This window comes from Xanthomonas sp. NCPPB 1062 (genome assembly GCF_041481705.2).
Lineage (GTDB): Bacteria > Pseudomonadota > Gammaproteobacteria > Xanthomonadales > Xanthomonadaceae > Xanthomonas > Xanthomonas euvesicatoria.
Window position 1 is genome coordinate 2,768,429 of the sequence record NZ_CM192987.1, and the last position, 16,899, is coordinate 2,785,327.

12 protein-coding genes, 1 other RNA gene and 1 pseudogene are annotated in these 16,899 nt (G+C 65.6%); 2 read left to right on the plus strand and 12 right to left on the minus strand.

Annotated elements, in window-relative coordinates:
• Position 1 precedes the first annotated feature (1 nt).
• The gene (locus tag ACCQ16_RS12230) at positions 2 to 1,255 is read left to right on the plus strand and encodes a lipoprotein N-acyltransferase Lnb domain-containing protein (protein ID WP_277572791.1); all 1,254 of its coding nucleotides are present in this window, start codon (positions 2 to 4) and stop codon (positions 1,253 to 1,255) included.
• A 15-nt stretch (positions 1,256 to 1,270) separates the two neighbouring features.
• A complete protein-coding gene (locus ACCQ16_RS12235) occupies positions 1,271 to 2,272 on the plus strand; it encodes a magnesium and cobalt transport protein CorA (RefSeq protein ID WP_011347784.1) in 1,002 nt (333 codons plus the stop codon).
• 186 nt (positions 2,273 to 2,458) lie between these two features.
• On the opposite strand, the gene ACCQ16_RS12240 is transcribed toward ACCQ16_RS12235, so the two are convergent.
• The 12 genes and pseudogenes from ACCQ16_RS12240 to ACCQ16_RS12295 form a co-directional block, all read right to left on the minus strand.
• A complete protein-coding gene (locus ACCQ16_RS12240; RefSeq protein WP_277572700.1) occupies positions 2,459 to 3,850 on the minus strand; it encodes an NAD-dependent succinate-semialdehyde dehydrogenase in 1,392 nt (463 codons plus the stop codon).
• Positions 3,851 to 4,033: 183 nt separating this feature from the next.
• On the minus strand, positions 4,034 to 4,882 hold the full coding sequence (locus ACCQ16_RS12245) for an ABC transporter permease subunit (RefSeq protein WP_008571331.1): 849 nt from the start codon (positions 4,880 to 4,882) through the stop codon (positions 4,034 to 4,036).
• Complete coding sequence (locus ACCQ16_RS12250; RefSeq protein ID WP_029819636.1) at positions 4,879 to 5,790, minus strand: ABC transporter permease subunit; 912 nt, start codon at positions 5,788 to 5,790, stop codon at positions 4,879 to 4,881. The genes ACCQ16_RS12245 and ACCQ16_RS12250 overlap by 4 nt, the downstream gene beginning before the upstream one ends.
• Positions 5,782 to 5,857, minus strand: a non-coding RNA gene (locus tag ACCQ16_RS12255) — sX9 sRNA. Before ACCQ16_RS12255 ends, ACCQ16_RS12250 begins: the two co-directional genes overlap by 9 nt.
• A gap of 61 nt (positions 5,858 to 5,918) precedes the next feature.
• On the minus strand, positions 5,919 to 7,052 hold the full coding sequence (locus ACCQ16_RS12260; protein ID WP_017112535.1) for an ABC transporter ATP-binding protein: 1,134 nt from the start codon (positions 7,050 to 7,052) through the stop codon (positions 5,919 to 5,921).
• Positions 7,053 to 7,165: 113 nt separating this feature from the next.
• Positions 7,166 to 8,656 (minus strand): efflux transporter outer membrane subunit, encoded by a 1,491-nt coding sequence (locus ACCQ16_RS12265; RefSeq protein WP_162998437.1) that lies wholly within the window; start codon positions 8,654 to 8,656, stop codon positions 7,166 to 7,168.
• A gap of 4 nt (positions 8,657 to 8,660) precedes the next feature.
• Positions 8,661 to 10,247: an MDR family MFS transporter gene (locus ACCQ16_RS12270; protein WP_011347790.1), complete on the minus strand. Its 1,587-nt coding sequence runs from the start codon at positions 10,245 to 10,247 to the stop codon at positions 8,661 to 8,663.
• The gene (locus tag ACCQ16_RS12275) at positions 10,244 to 11,446 is read right to left on the minus strand and encodes an HlyD family secretion protein (protein WP_008571337.1); all 1,203 of its coding nucleotides are present in this window, start codon (positions 11,444 to 11,446) and stop codon (positions 10,244 to 10,246) included. The genes ACCQ16_RS12270 and ACCQ16_RS12275 overlap by 4 nt, the downstream gene beginning before the upstream one ends.
• Positions 11,447 to 11,695: 249 nt before the next feature.
• Positions 11,696 to 12,811 carry a polyamine ABC transporter substrate-binding protein gene (locus ACCQ16_RS12280; RefSeq protein WP_008571338.1) on the minus strand — a complete coding sequence of 372 codons (1,116 nt, stop codon included), beginning with the start codon at positions 12,809 to 12,811 and terminating at the stop codon, positions 11,696 to 11,698.
• 219 nt (positions 12,812 to 13,030) lie between these two features.
• Positions 13,031 to 14,397 (minus strand): annotated as a pseudogene (locus ACCQ16_RS12285) (aspartate aminotransferase family protein).
• A gap of 215 nt (positions 14,398 to 14,612) precedes the next feature.
• Positions 14,613 to 15,998 (minus strand): glutamine synthetase family protein, encoded by a 1,386-nt coding sequence (locus tag ACCQ16_RS12290; RefSeq protein ID WP_008571340.1) that lies wholly within the window; start codon positions 15,996 to 15,998, stop codon positions 14,613 to 14,615.
• Between the two features lie 6 nt (positions 15,999 to 16,004).
• Positions 16,005 to 16,760 carry a gamma-glutamyl-gamma-aminobutyrate hydrolase family protein gene (locus ACCQ16_RS12295; RefSeq protein ID WP_014090405.1) on the minus strand — a complete coding sequence of 252 codons (756 nt, stop codon included), beginning with the start codon at positions 16,758 to 16,760 and terminating at the stop codon, positions 16,005 to 16,007.
• Positions 16,761 to 16,899: the final 139 nt, after the last annotated feature.

Genomic DNA, 16,899 nt, shown 5'->3' on the forward strand with positions numbered 1-16,899 from the left:
CATGACCGCTGCAGCGCAGGCGCGCTGCAGTGCCCGGCGTTGGGCTGCGTGCTGGCTGCTGGCGTTGCTGTCGCTGTTGGTGACACCGGCGTCCTTCGCGCAGGCGCCCGCCCCGGAAGCCGACCCTGCGTCCCAGTCGGCGCCGCGGATCGGCGTGGTGACCATGCAACCGGGCGAAGTGTTTTTCGAACGTTTCGGCCACGATGCCATCGTGGTGGTCGATCCGCGCACGCAGCAGGCCACCTCGTACAACTTCGGCTTCTTCGACCCGAGCGAGCCGGACTTCGTACCGCGTTTTGCGCGCGGCGAAATGATGTATTACCTGGTCGCGCTGCCGCTGGAAGAAGACCTGTCGCAATATCGCGATGCCGGGCGCGGTGTCAGCATCCAGTGGCTGGATCTGCCGCCAGATCAGGCGCTTGCGCTGGCCGAGGGCTTAGCGGTGCGTAGCCAACCGGAAAACGCGCGCTACCACTACGATTACTTCATGGCCAACTGCGCCACCATGGTCCGCGACACGCTGGACCGTGCAATGGGCGGCGCGCTCAAATCGCAACTGGCCGGTCGTTCGCGCGGCAACACCTTCCGCAGCGAAGCGGTGCGCCTGGCCTCCCCTGCCCCGTGGATGTGGCTGGGCTTCGACCTGGGCCTGGGACCGTACGCCGATCGCCCATTGTCGCGCTGGGAAGAAGCCTTCGTGCCGATGCGGCTGGCCGACAGCCTGACCCAGGTGCACAACAGCGCCGGTCGCCCGTTGGTGCAATCCACGCAGGTATTGCTGCCGCATCGCATCGCGCCCGAGCCCGCCGAACAGCAGCGACACTGGTGGCCGTGGTTGCTGACCGGGCTCATCTTGGCCGCAGGCGTGCTGGCCTTGGGCAGCAGGCAGCGCCTGCTGGCTGGACTGGCGTTACCGTTCTGGCTGGCGTGCGCCATCGGCGGCGGCCTGCTGGTGTATCTGTGGGGATTCACTGCACATCAATCGGCATGGGCCAACCGCAACCTGCTGCTGGTCAACCCGCTGTGCGTACTGCTGTGGTTCGGTGGCATACGGCTGCAGCTGGGCCATCGGCCGGGCCGCTGGTTCAACGTGCTGTCCTGGGTGGTGGCGGCGTGCGCGCTGGCGGCGTTGGTGATCCATTGGCTGTCCTTCCAGGCGCAGGACAACCTGCAATGGGTGATGCTGCTGTTGCCGATCCACACCGCACTTGCCATTGCCCTGCGACCGCGTGACCTGCCCGCACGTACGCGCTGATTGAAGGATGCGCTCATGAACAGCAACGGCCATCATCCCGATAATCCGTCCTGCGTCATCACCTGCGCTTATTACGACGGCGACGGCAAGCGCCACGACATCAGCCTGGAGCACATCAGCGACGTGCTGCAGCGGCCGGATGGCTTCGTCTGGGTGGGGCTGTACGAGCCGCAGGAATCGGTGCTGCGCAAGTTGCAGGACGAATTCGGCCTGCACGATCTGGCGATCGAAGACGCGCTCAAGGCGCATCAGCGCCCCAAGGCCGAGAGTTACGGCAATTCGCTGTTCGTGGTGGTCAACACCGCGCAGCTGGTCAACGAGCGCATTCGCTATGGCGAGACGCACGCGTTCCTGGGAAGGCGCTTCCTGTTGACGGTACGGCATGGCGCGTCGCTGTCGTACGCGCCGGTGCGGCATCGGGTCGAACGCGAGCCGGCGATGCTGCACATGGGCGCGTCGTTCTGCCTGTACGGCGTGCTCGATTTCGTGGTCGACAATTACCTGCCGATCATGGACGAGTTCCGCGACACGCTGGAACGCCTGGAAAAAGACATCTTCGCCGACGACTACAAGCGCGAGACGGTGGTGCGCCTGTATGAGCTCAAGCGCGAACTCAACAAGATGCGGCTGGTGGTGGCGCCGTTGCAGGACGTGCTCTCGCACCTCAAGCGCAACCCCGGCTCCCTGATCCACGAAGAAGTCGGCATTTACCTGCGCGACGTGCTCGATCACGCAGTGCGCATCAACGATGCCATCGACACCTTGCGTGAGATGCTGGGCACGGCGCTCAGCGTCAACCTGTCGATGGTGACGCTCGCCCAAGGCGAAACCGTCAAGCGCCTTGGTGCCTGGGCCGCCCTGTTGGCCGCCCCTACCCTGATCACCAGCTGGTACGGCATGAACTTCGCCCACATGCCCGAACTCGATGCCCGCTACGCCTACCCATTGCTGGTCGCCGGCGTCGTGGGCTCGTGCCTGGTGCTGTATCGCCTGTTCAAGCGCGCCAAGTGGCTGTAGGGCCGCTGCGCGGCCCGGGATTCGGGATTGGGCATTCGGGATTGGTTTGAGCAGTTGGCCGGTTGTTGATTTTCAACCTAGGCCAGGGTGCTCATAAGTCGCGAGCGCCTGCTCTTGCGAATCTCCAATCCCAAATCCCGATTCCCGATTCCCGATTCCCGATTCCCGATTCCCGATTCCCCGCCATCAAGCCACATAGATCGTCTTGACGTTCATGAACTCATGGATGCCGTGCTCGGCCAGTTCGCGGCCGAAGCCGGAGCGCTTGATGCCGCCGAAGGGCAAGCGCACATCGCTCTTGACCACTGAGTTGACGAACGCCGCGCCGCACTGCAGCTGCTGCGCCACGCGCTCGCCGCGCTTGGGGTCGGCCGTCCACACGCTGCCCCCCAGCCCGAAGCTGGTGTCATTGGCCACGCGCACCGCTTCGGCCTCGTCGGCCACCCGGATGATCGAAGCGACCGGGCCGAAGAATTCTTCGTCGTATGCCGGCATGCCGGGGGCGACGTTGTCGAGGATGGTGGCCGGATAACCGGCATGCGAGCCGGCGACCGGTTCGCCGCCCAGCAAGACCTTGGCGCCCTTCGCCACGCTGGCCTGCACCTGCTTGTGCAATTCCTCGCGCAAGTCGGCACGGGCCATTGGCGCCAGCGTGGTGCTGTCCTGCTGCGGGTCGCCCACCATGCGCTTGGCTGCCGCTGCCACGAAGCGCTCGATGAACCGGTCGGCGATCGCATCCACCACGATGAATCGCTTGGCGGCGATGCAGGTCTGCCCACTATTGTCGAAACGTGACTGCACGGCCGATGGCACGGTGTGCTCCAGATCGGCGTCTTCCAGCACCACGAAGGCATCGCTGCCGCCGAGCTCCATCACGCACTTCTTGAGCTGGTCGCCCGCATTGGCGGCCAGCGAGCGACCGGCGCGTTCGCTGCCGGTCAGCGTTACCGCAGCAATGCGGGCATCGCGCAGTACATCGGCAGCCTGGTCGTTATCGATATGCAGGACATCGAACACGCCCGGCGGAATGCCGGCGGCGTCCAGCACCTCTTTCATGGCGTCAGCGCAGCGCGGCACGTTGCTGGCGTGCTTGAGCAGCGACACGTTGCCGGCCATCAGGCTTGGTGCCAGGAACCGGAACGCCTGCCACAGCGGGAAATTCCACGGCATCACTGCGAACACGCAGCCCAGCGGTTCGTAGCGCACATAGCTGGATTGCGCTTCGGTGGGAATGTCGCGCGGCGCCAGATAGTCGGCGGCGTGCTCGGCGTAGTACGCGCAGGCCTGCGCGCACTTGTCGACTTCGGCCAGGGCCTCGGCGCGCAGCTTGCCCATCTCGGCGGTCATGATGCGTTGCAGGTCCTCGCGGCGCTTGGTCAGCTCCTCGCCAATGCGGCGCAGCAAGGCGCCACGCTCGGCCAGCGGCAACGCGGCCCAGGCCGGAAATGCCTTGGCGGAAGCGGCCAGACGCGCTTCGATGGCAGCGGCGTCCAGGGTCTGCTGGGTGTGCTCGACCTGGCCGTTGGCGGGGTTGACGGTGTCGTAGGACATGACGGTCTCCTGTTGCGAGGCGGTCATGCTAGACGCCGGCAAGTTCGGGGCGCGTCACAATCGCCTGAAACTGCTGCAACACTGTGTTCGCAAGCACCACGGCCGCCACCACACTGGATGCATGCAGCCGCATCGGTTTTCGAAGCAGTGCTGCCGAAGGCTTACTTGCCCTCGCACGCCTCTGCACCTCGCGCGCCCCTGCGGAAGCGCTCAACCTTCGCGTTGCAACGCCAGCTGCGCATCGCGCATGCGGCGCTTTTCGCTGCGCGCCAGCAGCCACCAGCCAATCACCGCGGCAATCGACACCGCCAGCACCATCACCGTGGCCAGCGCATTGATCTTGGGGCTGATGCCTAGCCGCACCGACGAAAACACCTTGATCGGCAAGGTGGTGGAACTGGGCCCGGCCAGGAAACTGGCGATCACCACATCGTCCAGCGACAGCGTAAAGGCCAGCAGCCAGCCCGACGCCAGGGCCGGCGCGATGATCGGCAAGGTGATCTGGAAAAACACGTGCAGCGGCGTGGCACCGAGATCCATCGCGGCTTCTTCCAGCGAGCGGTCCAGTTCCTGCAGCCGCGAAGAAATCACCACGGTCACGAACGAGACGGTGAAGGTGACATGCGCCACCCAGATCGCCACTGCGCCGCGCGGCGCGATGCCGAGCACGCCCCCCATCGACACCAGCAACAGCAGGATCGACAGACCGATGATGACTTCGGGCATCACCAACGGCGCGGTGATCAATGCGCCGAACAGGGTTTTGCCGGGAAACCGCCGCAGGCGCACCATCGCCATGGCGGCCATCGTGCCCAGCACCGTCGATGCGCAGGCCGTCCAGAACGCCACCTCCAGGCTGACCCAGGCTGCGTCGAGCAATTGCCGGTCGCGCACCAATTCGCCGTACCACTTGGTCGAAAACCCGCCCCACACCGTTGCCAGGCGCGAGGCGTTAAACGAATACACCATCAACAACAGGATCGGCAGGTACAGGAAGCCGAAACCCAGCGCGAGCACGCTGCCGCCGAGCAGGCGCCCACCGCGCGAAGCGCGCATCATGTCAGCCGCCCTTCCAGCTCACGCTGCTGGTAGCGGTGGAAGATCACGATCGGCAGCAACAGCAGCAACAGCATCACCGTGGCCACGGCCGCTGCCACAGGCCAGTCGCGGTTATTGAAGAACTCGCCCCACAGCACGCGCCCGATCATCAGGGTGTTCGGCCCGCCGAGCATTTCCGGGATGACGAACTCGCCCACCGCCGGAATCATCACCAGCATGCAGCCGGCCACGATGCCGTTGCGCGATAGGGGCAAGGTGATGCGCGCGAACGCCTGCCATGGCCGCGCCCCCAGGTCGTAGGCCGCTTCGAGCAGGCGCTGATCGTGCTTGACCAGGTTGGCGTACAGCGGCAACACCATGAACGGCAGATAGCAGTACACGATGCCGATATAGGCGGCGATCGGCGTGTACAACAACTGCAACGGCTGCTTGATCACACCCAGCGCCAACAGCACCTGATTGAGCACGCCATTGCCATCGAGAATGCCGATCCACGCGTACACGCGGATCAAAAACGAGGTCCACGACGGCAGCACCACCAGCATCATCGCCACGTTGCGTGTGGCCAACGGCAGGCGCGCGATCACATACGCCATCGGATAACCGATCAACAACGCAAGCGCCGTGGAAATGGCCGCGATCTTGATCGAACTCAGGTAGGCAGCCACGTACTGGCTGTCGCGCAGCAAGGCCAGATAGTTGCCCAGATGCAGTTTGAGGCTCACCGCACCGTCGGCAGCAACCGCCAATAGCGGCGTATACGGCGGCATCGCGGTGGCGCGCTCGGCGAAGGAAATCTTCAGCACGATCAAAAACGGAATCGCGAAGAACACCAGCAGCCATAGATACGGTGCGGCGATCACGCCCCAGCGCGCGCCCGGCAAGCCACGGCTAAGAGTGGCTAGCAGAACGTAGCGAGCAGCCGCCAGGGGGGCGCGGACGGCGCGCAGGAACCGCAGTGTACGAGTGGTACATGAGGATTCCGAGCACCGGCCGCGCCCCCCTGGCGGCTGCGCAGTAGTTTTGCTGGCCGCTCTCATGCGGTGAGCACCACGCCGTCGTCTTCGCCCCACCCGACCCACACGGTGTCGCCCCAGGTCAGCGCTTCGCTGGCCCAGCGCTGGCGATTGGCGAAATTGGCCATCAGCTTGACCCCGCTGGGCAGGCGCACGTGGTAGACCGAGTGGCTGCCGAAATAGGCGATGTCTTCGATCACGCCCTGGGCCTTGTTGCAGGCCTGGGCCGGCTCGTCCTTGCCGATGGCGAGCTTTTCCGGGCGCAGCGCGAACGCCACTGCCTGCCCTTCGAAGCCGGTGATGCCGTGGCCGATGCGGATGCAGGCATCGAACGCAGGCGTTTTCAAGGTGACGTACTCGGGCGCGTCGTCGGCGATGAGCGCATCGATCAGATTGACCGAGCCGATGAACTCGGCCGCAAACCGGTTGGCCGGCTGCTCGTAGATTTCATCGGGCGTGCCCACCTGCTGGATCCAGCCCTGGTCCATCAGCGCGATCCGGGTGGCCATGGTCATGGCCTCTTCCTGATCGTGGGTGACCATGACGCAGGTCACGCCGGAGGTTTCGATGATGTTGACCAGTTCCAGCTGCATCTGCGAGCGCAGTTTTTTATCCAGCGCACCCATCGGTTCGTCCAGCAACAGCAGCTTGGGGCGCTTGGCCAGCGAGCGCGCCAGGGCCACGCGTTGCTGCTGCCCGCCGGAGAGCTGGTGCGGCTTGCGCTTGGCCAGCGCGCCAAGCTGCACCAGTTCGAGCATCTCGCCGACGCGGCTGGCGATCGCAGCCTTGGGCAAGCCTTCCTGCTTCAACCCGAAGGCGATGTTCTGCTCCACACTCATATGCGGAAACAGCGCGTACGACTGGAACATCATGTTGATCGGGCGCTCGTACGGCGGCAGTGCGTCGATCGGTTGACCATCCAGGACAATGCGCCCCTTGGTCGGCCGCTCGAACCCGGCAAGGCAGCGCAGCAGCGTGGATTTGCCGCTACCGGAACCACCGAGCAACGCGAAGATCTCGCCCTTGCGAATCTGCAGGCTGACCTCGTCGACCGCAACGAAGCCGTCGAACTCCTTGCGGACCGCGTCGATGCTCAGGTAGCCGCCGTCGCCAGCGGTGAGGTGGGGCTGCGGGGTGGCCTCGGGGGATGCCATTGAACCTCTCGATTGCGCATTGCATGCGCCACAACGGCCAATGCCGACCATGATGGCAAAACCCGGACGCGGCCGCGCATGGGCTGCCGCGTCACAGATTGCCCTGGCTGCTCTCAGCGCGCGTCCTGCGCCGGTGCGCTCCAGCCCAGCCCCAGACTCTTCTGCAGGGCCACGTAATTCACCAGCAACTGCACCTGCGCCTGTGCGGCAGCGTCCTGCGCCGACAACTGCTGGCGCTGCACATCCAGCAGATCGATCGATGAGGTGGCACCGGCATCGCGACGCTGCTGCATCAGCCCGGCCGAGCGCGTGGCCGAGGCTTCGGCCTGGCGTGCGACCACCAGCTGCTTGCGTGCCGAACCGAAGCGCGCCAACGCCGAATTGGCATCCTGCAAGGCAGCCAGCACGGTCCCTTCGTACGCTGCCGTACGCCCCGCATTGCCGGCACGCGCCTGCTCCACCTGCGCGCGGGTCTTGCCGAAATCGAAGATCGACCAGCGCAGCATCGGCACGGCCAATGTGGTCAGCGCGTCGGAATTGAAATCGCTTGGCGAGCCGGCGACCCAGCTCAGCCCGCCCAGCAGACTCACCTGCGGGAAGTAGCCGTTCAACGCCTCGCCGATCTGCGCGCTGGAGGCGGCCAGCTCGCGCTCGGCCTTGCGCACGTCCGGGCGCCGGCGGATCAACGCGCCGGCATCGTCCACGCGCACCTGTGTCGGCAGCATCGGCAAGGGCTGCGGCGTGCTGAGCTGGGCATCCAGCGCACCGGGCTCGCGCCCGACCATCAGGGCCAGCTGGTCCTGCGCTTCCTGCGCCTGCATTTCCAGCGGCAAGCGTTGCGCCTCCTGCTGCTGCACTTGGGTGGCGATCTGCTCGACCTGCAGGTCCGAGGCGGCGCCCTGCCCGCGACGTTGCTGCACCAGCCGTAGCGACTGGCGGATCTTGTCCAGGTTGGCATCGGCAATGGCCAGGCGCGCCTGCAAGCCGCGGTAATTGAGATAGACCTGCCCGACTTCGGCGGCCAGCTGCACCTGCGCATCGGCCAGCTCGGCTTCGGAGGCCTGTGCCTGCGCCAGCGCGCCTTCGGCGGCGCGACGGCGGCGGCCGAAGAAATCTAGCTCCCAGCTCGCATCGAAGCCGGCGCTGTAGATCTGCGTCTCTTCCAGGTTCAGCGCCTGGTTGCCGGCCGCCGGCGGCTGGCCGGGTTGACCCTGTTGCAGCCCGCCGAGCGTATCGACAATGGTCTGCGGCGGTTCGGCGTAGGCATACACCGCGCTGGCGTTGAGCTTGGGCAGGCGCTCGGCGCGGCGTTGCTGGGCCAGCGCGCGGTTGGCACGCAGCCGCGCCTGTGCCGCGCGCAGGTTGGGGCTGTCGGCCAATGCCTGGGTGACCAACTGGGTCAGGAGCGGGTCGTGCAATTCCTCCCACCAATGGTTCAACGGTGCGGCGGCGACCACGTCCGCGCCGCTGGCACGATGCAGGGCGGGTGCCTGCATCGCCGCGTCGGCAACCGCTGGTGGCTTGGTGTAGTTGGGGCCGAGCATGCAGCCGCCAAGCAGCAGCATGCCCAACGCAGCAGCCAGCGGCATGCGGATCAGGCGCATGGAATCAGTGCATTGCAAGGTGCGCCCCCTTGGGTAACGGCTTGAGCAAAAAGGCCAGCGGAATCGTGCAGACCACGATCACGCCAAAGATCCAGAACAGGTCGCTATAGGTCATCACCAGGGCCTGCTGCTGCACGACGCGGGCGAACTGGGCGATCGAGCGGGCTGCCGCCTCGCCGCCGGCGCTGCCCTGCATCTGTGCGGTCAGGCCGGCCAGCGCCTCCTGTGCACGGCTGGCATTGGCGGTGATCGAGCTGCCGATGGTTTCGGTGTGGAAGGTCATGCGGCGCTCCTGAAAGGTGGAGATCAGCGCCAGCCCGACCGAGCCGCCCAGGTTGCGGCCGGCATTGAACAGGCCCGAGGCATCGCCCGCCAGTTCCGGCGGCACCGAGGAGATCGCCGCCTGGTTGAGCGACATCATCGCCAACGCCAGGCCGCAGCCCTGCAGCAGCTGCCCGGCGACAAAATGGGTGCCCACGGTGTCGGCAGTCAGCGACAGATTGACGAAGCAGGCAGCGGCAAAGCAGATCAGCCCGGCAATGACCAGGATGCGCACATCCACCGTTTCCAGCAGCTTGGGCATCATCGGCATCAGCAGCACGGTCGGCAGGCCGGACAGCAGCAGCACGTACCCGGCCTGCTCGGTGTTGTAGCCGGAGATCACCGCCAGGAACTGCGGAATCATGTACATGACGCCGAACAGGATCATGCCCACCGCCATGACCATGATGAACACCGCGCCGAAGCTGCGCTGCAGCAACAGCGACAGCCGGATCACCGGAGGGCGCCGCCGGAACTGGCTGATCACCAGGGCGATGAAGCCGCTCAACGCAAGCAGGCTCAGGGTATTGATCTCGCTGGATTCGAACCAGCGCTCGCGCTGGCCTTCTTCCAGCACCACGGTCAGCCCGCCCAGACCCGCGGTCAACCCGTAGATGCCCAGCCAATCGGCGTCGAGCAGGCCTGCCCAGTCACCCTTTTCGTGCTTGAGGCCGAGCAGCAGCAGCGCAACCAGGCCAACGCAGATCGGCACGTTGATGAAGAACGCGTAGTGCCAGCTGACGTTTTCGGTCAGCCAGCCGCCGAGCAGCGGGCCGATCACCGGGCCCATGATCACGGTCATGCCGAACAAGGCGGTGCCCATGGTCTGCTGGCTGGGCGGCAACCGCGTGGCGACGATGGTCAGCGCGGTCGGAATCAGGGCGCCGCCGGCCAGGCCCTGCCCGACGCGGCCGATGATCATCATCGAAAGCGACGTCGACAGCCCGCACACCACCGAGAACGCGGTGAACATCACCGCACAGATCAGCAGGAAATTGCGCAGGCCCAGCGTGCGCACGAACCAGCCGGTCAGCGGGATCATGATGATCTCGGCCACCAGGTAGGCGGTGGAAATCCAGGTGCCTTCTGTACCGCTGGCGCCGACCTCGCCCTGGATGGTGGGCAGCGCGGCATTGACGATGGAAATATCCAGCGTCGCCATGAACGAGCCGATGGTGCCGGCCAGCACCGCCAGCCAGGCGCCCGGCTCGGCCTTCTCGCGCTGGGCGCTGCCGCCGGCACGCGGGCCGGTGGCGGCCGCTGCACTCATCGCGCGCGCTCCTGCTCCTGCACGCGGTCGGATTCTTCTTCGGCACGCTGCTTGGCGTCCTTGGCCGAGCGCGTGTCCACGGTGACCTCCACCGACATGCCCGGCACCAGCACCTTGCGCGCCTCTTCACCGGCCAGCACACGGATGCGCACCGGCACACGCTGTACCACCTTGGTGAAATTTCCGGTGGCGTTTTCCGGCGGTAGCAACGCGAACTGCGAGCCGGTGCCCGGCGACAGGCTCTCGACCTTGCCGTGCAACTTCACTCCGGACAGCGCATCGACCTCGATCTCGGCCGGCTGGCCGGGACGCATCAGGCCGACCTGGGTTTCCTTGAAATTGGCAACCAGATACAGCGATTCCTGCGGCACGATGGTCATGGTGCGGGTGCCGGCGCCGAGGAACTGGCCCACCTGCACGGTCTTGTCGCCAACCCGGCCATGGATACGGCTGGTCAGACGGGTGTCTTCCACCGCCACCCGCGCCTGGTCGGCATCGGCGGTGGCCTGTTTCACGCCGGCCTGTGCCTGTTCCAGTTGCGCGCGGCTGGCCTGGATCTGGCTCTCGCCGGCCTTGGCCTGCGCCTGCGCGGCGTCGTACTGCGCACGTGCGCGTGCCAGATCGTGCTGCAGGCTTTCCTGATGTTCGTGGGTGTCTGCGCCGGAGGCGGCCAACGGCGCGAAGCGCTTCACTTCGGCCTGGGCGAACTTGAGGCTGGCAGCAGCGGCGGTGACCTGGGTGCGCGCCTGCAGCAGCGCCGATTCCTGCGCGGAGACATTGGCGGTGGCGGCGACGATATCGGCCTGGCGTGCGGCAATGGCGGCTTCGGCTTGCTGCAGGGTGGCCTGGTAGGTGCGATCGTCGATCTGCAGCAACGGCTGGCCGGCTTCCACGATCTGGTTGTCGCTCACCAGCACCTTGGTCACGTAGCCGCTGACGCGCGGTGCCACCGCCACCGAATCGGCCTGCAGATAGGCGTTGTTGGTGTCCTGCATGTAGCGGCCCTTGATCAGGTAATAGGCCAGCCACACCACGAGCAGGATCAGCACCAGCACCCCGACCAGGATCAGCGTCCACTTCACCTTGGGGTTCTTCAACGGCGAGGGCTTGGGCGCCTGCTGCTCGTCGCGCGCGCCGGCGCCCTGCGCATCCGTGGCCGAGGACTGGCCGTCATTGGACTGATGGTCGTGGTTGCTCAAAAGGATGCGTCCTGTGTGATGGGCGAGGCGCGCCACGCAGCGGCCGTCTCGGCGGCGTCGGCAATGGCGGCGCAACCATACAATTATTTGAACTGCCCGGTACAGATTGCGTGATGACCCGACCGGCCAACAACCGGCCCACCAAGTCGCGATGGTGCCATTCCTACGCAGTGCGCTTGGCCCCTGGGATGGGCCGTCGCACGGGGCAGCACTGCGCTCGGGCGCAGCACCCGCCGCCGACGCAGCCGGTCAATGCCCGGTCTTGATCTCGGTCCACAGCCGCGTGTACAGCCGGTCCACGTCCGGCGGATTGATCGCGTAGGTAAACATCTTGGCCGTCACTTCCGGCGGCGGGTAGATGGTGGGGTCGTTGCGGATCACCGCATCCACCAACGGCGTGGCCGTGCGCACCGGGTTGGCGTAATGGATGAAGTTGGTGTTGGCCGCGGCCACGTCCGGCTTCAACAGATAATTGATGAAGGCGTAGGCGTTGTCAGGGTGCTTGGCATCCTTGGGAATGGCCAGCATGTCAAACCACTGCGGCGCGCCTTCCTTCGGAATGGCGTAAGCCACCTTGATGTTGTTGCCGGCTTCCACGGCACGGTCGCGCGCCTGGATGATGTCGCCGGACCAGCCCACCGCCAGGCAGGTATTGCCGTTGGCCAGCGAGGTCACGTACTGGCTGGAGTGGAAGTTCTGCACGTACGGGCGAATGGCCTTGATCAGCGCGGCGGCCTTTTCGATCTCGGCCGGCGCCGTGCTGTGCGGATCGAGCCCGAGATAATTGAGCGCGATCGGAATCATGTCCGAAGGCGTGTCCAGGATGGTCACGCCGCAGTCCTTGAGTTTGGACAGATTCTCCGGCTTGAACACCAGATCCCAGCTGTTGGCGACATCGGTGTTGCCGAAGATCGCCTTGAGCTTGTCGACGTTGTAGCCGATGCCGGTGGTGCCGATCATGTACGGCACGCCATAGGCATTGTTCGGGTCCTGCGCGGCGATGCGGCGCATCACGTCCGGATCCAGATTGACCAGATTGGGGATCTTGCTCTTGTCCAGCGGCAGGAAGACGCCGGCCTGGATCTGACGGCCAAAAAAGTTCAGCGTGGGCACCACCACATCGTAATCGCTGCCGCCGGCCAGCAACTTGGTTTCCACCATTTCGTCGCTGTCGAAGACGTCGTAGGTGACCTTGATGCCGGTGCTCTTTTCGAACCCGGGAATGGTGTCCTCGGCGATGTAATCGGAATAGTTGTAGACGTTGAGCACCTTGGCCTGCGCGTCGGTCTTGCCGGGCGCGCCAGCGCCGCCACAGCCGGACAACAGGGTGATGGACAGCGTCAGGGCGAGCAGTCGCAGCGTCATGTGGGTCTCCAGGCAGCGCGATGGGGCGGCCGGTATCGAATCCGGTCTCTTCCCAGCCTACTCACCACGCCCGGGTTTGCCCAGCGCAGCGGGACCGGCGCGGACCGACCTTGCCGGCTGACCAGCGCGGCAGCCGCCGCGAAGGCACCGCTGCGCGCATGCGTGCTCACCGACCTCGTCACTGCCCGCTGCCGTGCGGTGGGACGGCTTGTGCAGGAGCTATCGACCCAAGGCCTGCGCGGTGTCGTCCAGCGCGGCCCAGGCCTTGTCGAACAGTTCGTCGACCTGCTCCCGGGTAATGATCAACGGCGGCGACAGCAGCATGGCATCGTAGGTCGCGCGCAGGATCAGCCCGCGGCGCAGCGCGAAATCGCGGCACATCGCCCCTACCCGCCCGCGCCCGGGGAAATACACACCACGGCGCTGCTTGTCCGGCACCAGCTCCAGCGCCCCGACCAGCCCGGCGATGCGTGCCTCGCCCACCAGCCGGTGCTCGCCCAGCGCGGCCCAGCGCTGCGCCAGGTACGGCGCAACCTGCGTGCGCGCGGTCTCGACAATGCCCTCGTCCTGCAGCAGGCGCAGGTTTTCCAGCGCCACCGCCGCGCACACCGGATGCCCGGCATAGGTACCACCGTGCGCCAGCTCGCCGCCTTGGGTCTTGAGCACGCCGGCTACGCGGTCGTTGAACATGGCTGCCGCCAGCGGGATGTAGCCGGAAGTGATGCCTTTGGCCAGCGTCATCACGTCGGGCTGGAAGCCGAAGTACTCCGCACCGAACCACTCGCCGGTGCGGCCGAAACCGCAGATCACTTCATCGGCGACCAGCAGGACGTCGTAGCGCCGACAAATCCGCTCAATTTCCGGCCAGTAACTGCGCGGTGGGATATAGACGCCGATCGCGCCCATGATCGGCTCACCGATGAACGCAGCCACATGTTCGGGGCCGAGTTCCAGAATCTTGTCCTCCAGACGACGTGCCGCCAGCAACCCGTAGTCCTCCGGATCCATCTGCCCGCCATCGCCGAAGTGATACGGCGGTGCGATGTGCTGGATATCGGCAATCGGCAACCCGCCCTGCTGGTGCATCCCCTTCATGCCGCCCAGGCTGGCGCCGGCCATGGTGGTGCCGTGATAGCCATCGTGGCGGCCGATGAAGATGCGTTTTTGCGGCTGCCCCTGCACGGCCCAGAAATGCCGCACCAGGCGCAGGATGGTGTCGTTGGCCTCGGACCCGGAGTTGGCGAAGAACGCATGATTCAAATCGCCCGGCGCCAACGCCGCCAGCTTGGCCGCCAGCTGGATGGTGGGTTCGGTGGTGCACTGGAAGAAGCTGTTGTAGTAGGCCAGCTGCTCCATCTGCCGCGCCGCTGCCTGCGCAGTTCCTTGCGCCCGTAGCCGACATTGACGCACCACAGTCCGCCGAACGCATCCAGCAACTGGTTGCCGTCGGCATCCCACACGTACACGCCCTCACCGCGCGTCAGGATGCGCGTGCCCTTGTGCGCCAATGCCGCATTGTCGTTGAACGGATGCAGATGATGGGCGGCGTCGAGCCGCTGCAACGCCTTGAGCACCGAAGGATCCACGACCTGCTCCGCGCGTGAGGGGTTACAAGCATACCCAGGCCCTGTTGCCGGACCGTGGACGGTTTTGCAGAACGCCCGGCTAATCGCTTGCACACCGGGCAGGCAGCTTGGCCGCGAGAACTTCCGTTGCCGCCGAGGTCGCCCTCATCCATCCTTCGGGCATTTTCTCCCGGGAGGAGAAGGAACACAGCACGCGCGTGAGATGCAAGAACGCCTCACACATTCAACAACAAGAACTCCCGTTCCCACGAACTGATGACCCGGAAAAACGTCTCGTACTCTTTCCGCTTCACCGAGATGTATGCACGCACGAACCGCCGCCCCAACATCTCCTGCAACGCCTCGCAGCCTTCCAGTTCATCCAGCGCTTCGCCCAGCGAGCGCGGCAAATCGTAGCCCTGCTCCTTGCCATTGCTGCTGATCGGCGCGGTCGGTTCGAGCTTTTCGCCGATCCCCAATAACCCGCAGGCCAAGGTCGCTGCCATAGCCAGATACGGGTTGGCGTCGGAGCCGGCAAAGCGGCTTTCCACCCGCATGTTCTGCGGCGCATCGATGGGCACGCGCAGCCCGCAGGTGCGGTTGTCGAAGCCCCACAGCACATTGCTCGGCGACACCTCGCCGAACATCAACCGCCGGTATGAATTGACGTTGGGCGCCAGCAGGCCCATCGCCATCGGAATGTATTTCTGCAAGCCGCCCAGATAATGCGCGAAGGTATCGCTGAAACCGCCCTCGCGCTTGCCGCTGAACACGTTCTTGCCGGTGCCGGCATGCAACAGGCTCTGGTGGATATGCATCGCACTGCCTGGCTCGGTTTCCATTGGTTTGGCCAGGAACGTGGCATACACACCGTGCCGCAGCGCGGCTTCGCGCATGGTGCGCTTGAACAGGAACACCTGGTCCGCGCGCGACATCGGGTCGGCATGGGTGAAGTTGACTTCCAACTGCGCGGCGCCGGATTCGTGGATCAGCGTGTCCACGTCCAGCTCCATCGCATCGCAGTAGTCGTACATCAGGTCCAGGATGGGGTCGAACTCGTTGACCGCGTCGATCGAGTACGACTGCCGCGCCGTTTCCGGCCGCCCGGAGCGCCCTGCCGGCGGCAGCAACGGGAAGTCGGGGTCGGTATTTTTCTGCACCAGGAAGAACTCCAGCTCCGGTGCCACCACCGGTTGCAGCTTGGCCTGGGCATAGGCGTCCAGCACGCGGCGCAGCACGTTGCGCGGGGCAAGTTCGTGCGGCTGGCCATCCTTGGTATAGCAGTCGTGGATGACCTGCGCGGTGGGGTCGGCCGCCCACGGCACCATGCGCACGGTGCTGGCATCCGGGCGCAGATGCATGTCCGAATCCGACGGTGAGGTGAGCGCGTAATAATCGTCGGGGAAATCGCCGGTCACGGTGGTGGCGAAGATGCCTTCCGGCAGGCGCGTCCCGTAGTCATGCGAGAACTTGTCGGCGGGAATGATCTTGCCGCGCGCGTTGCCGGTAATGTCCGGCACCAGGCATTCCACCTCGGTGATGCTGCGCTCCTTCAGCCAGCGGCGCAGCGCGCTCTCCGGCTGCTTGGACGGGGTCTTGCGCGAACGCGTGCGGATGGACATGCAACCTCACTTGCCGCGTCGCGCGGCGTATTGGCGACAGGCCTCGCCGAAGGCCTGAAAGATGGCACGGTAGAACGGATGCTGTGTGACACGCCATTCCGGATGCCATTGCACTGCCAGCAGAAACCCCGGGCCGGAGCCGCGGAACGCTTCGATCAGCCCGTCCGGCGCGGTGGCTTCGATCAGCAAGCCCTCAGCCAGCGTGGCAATGCCCTGCCCGTGCAGGGAATTGACCCAGACCTGGGCGCTATCGCTCATGCCCGCCAGCCAGCCGCCGGGATGCAGGTGCACCACATGCGCCGGGCCATATTGCATGTCTATCGGTGTGCCGCGGTCTTCCCGGTGGTCGGCCAGGCCGGGCACGTCGTGCACGCGCTGATGCAGGCGCCCGCCCAGTGCCACATTGACCTCCTGCAGCCCGCGGCAGATCGCCAGCACCGGCAGGCCACGCGCGAGCGCCTGCGGGATGAGCGCGAGGCTGGTGGCATCGCGCGCCGGGTCGTGCGGGTTTCCTTCCCAGCTGGGCTCGTCGCTGTAGTGATGCGGCTCCACATTGCTGACCGCTCCGGTCAACAACAGCCCATCCAGCCGCTCCAGCCACGCGCCTGCATCCAATGCCGGCTGCAGGCTGGGCAACAGCACCGGCATCGCAGCGGCTGCCTCGACCACCGCGCGGATGTACTTCTCGCCGGCAGCCAGAAACGGATGAGGCCCTTGCAGGATGCGATCGGTCGGCAGGCCGACCAGCGGAACGACTGCCATGCGCGAAAATCTGATACGTTCGGTGGAACGTCGATACGCTCGACGTTACCGCGCCATTGCCGGCATTGCCAAGCGTGCCACTGCGCTTGCGATTACTCACGCGCGCTTTGCTACGCTGCGCGGCGACTTCGCAGGTGTT

Coding starts and splice junctions, on each gene's coding strand:
- ACCQ16_RS12245 (WP_008571331.1), bottom strand. CDS start 4,882: ATGATGCGCGCTTCGCGCGGTGGGCGCCTGCTCGGCGGCAGCGTGCTC.
- ACCQ16_RS12260 (WP_017112535.1), bottom strand. CDS start 7,052: ATGGCATCCCCCGAGGCCACCCCGCAGCCCCACCTCACCGCTGGCGAC.
- ACCQ16_RS12230 (WP_277572791.1), top strand. CDS start 2: ATGACCGCTGCAGCGCAGGCGCGCTGCAGTGCCCGGCGTTGGGCTGCG.
- ACCQ16_RS12265 (WP_162998437.1), bottom strand. CDS start 8,656: ATGCGCCTGATCCGCATGCCGCTGGCTGCTGCGTTGGGCATGCTGCTG.
- ACCQ16_RS12235 (WP_011347784.1), top strand. CDS start 1,271: ATGAACAGCAACGGCCATCATCCCGATAATCCGTCCTGCGTCATCACC.
- ACCQ16_RS12280 (WP_008571338.1), bottom strand. CDS start 12,811: ATGACGCTGCGACTGCTCGCCCTGACGCTGTCCATCACCCTGTTGTCC.
- ACCQ16_RS12270 (WP_011347790.1), bottom strand. CDS start 10,247: ATGAGTGCAGCGGCCGCCACCGGCCCGCGTGCCGGCGGCAGCGCCCAG.
- ACCQ16_RS12240 (WP_277572700.1), bottom strand. CDS start 3,850: ATGACCGCCTCGCAACAGGAGACCGTCATGTCCTACGACACCGTCAAC.
- ACCQ16_RS12295 (WP_014090405.1), bottom strand. CDS start 16,760: ATGGCAGTCGTTCCGCTGGTCGGCCTGCCGACCGATCGCATCCTGCAA.
- ACCQ16_RS12290 (WP_008571340.1), bottom strand. CDS start 15,998: ATGTCCATCCGCACGCGTTCGCGCAAGACCCCGTCCAAGCAGCCGGAG.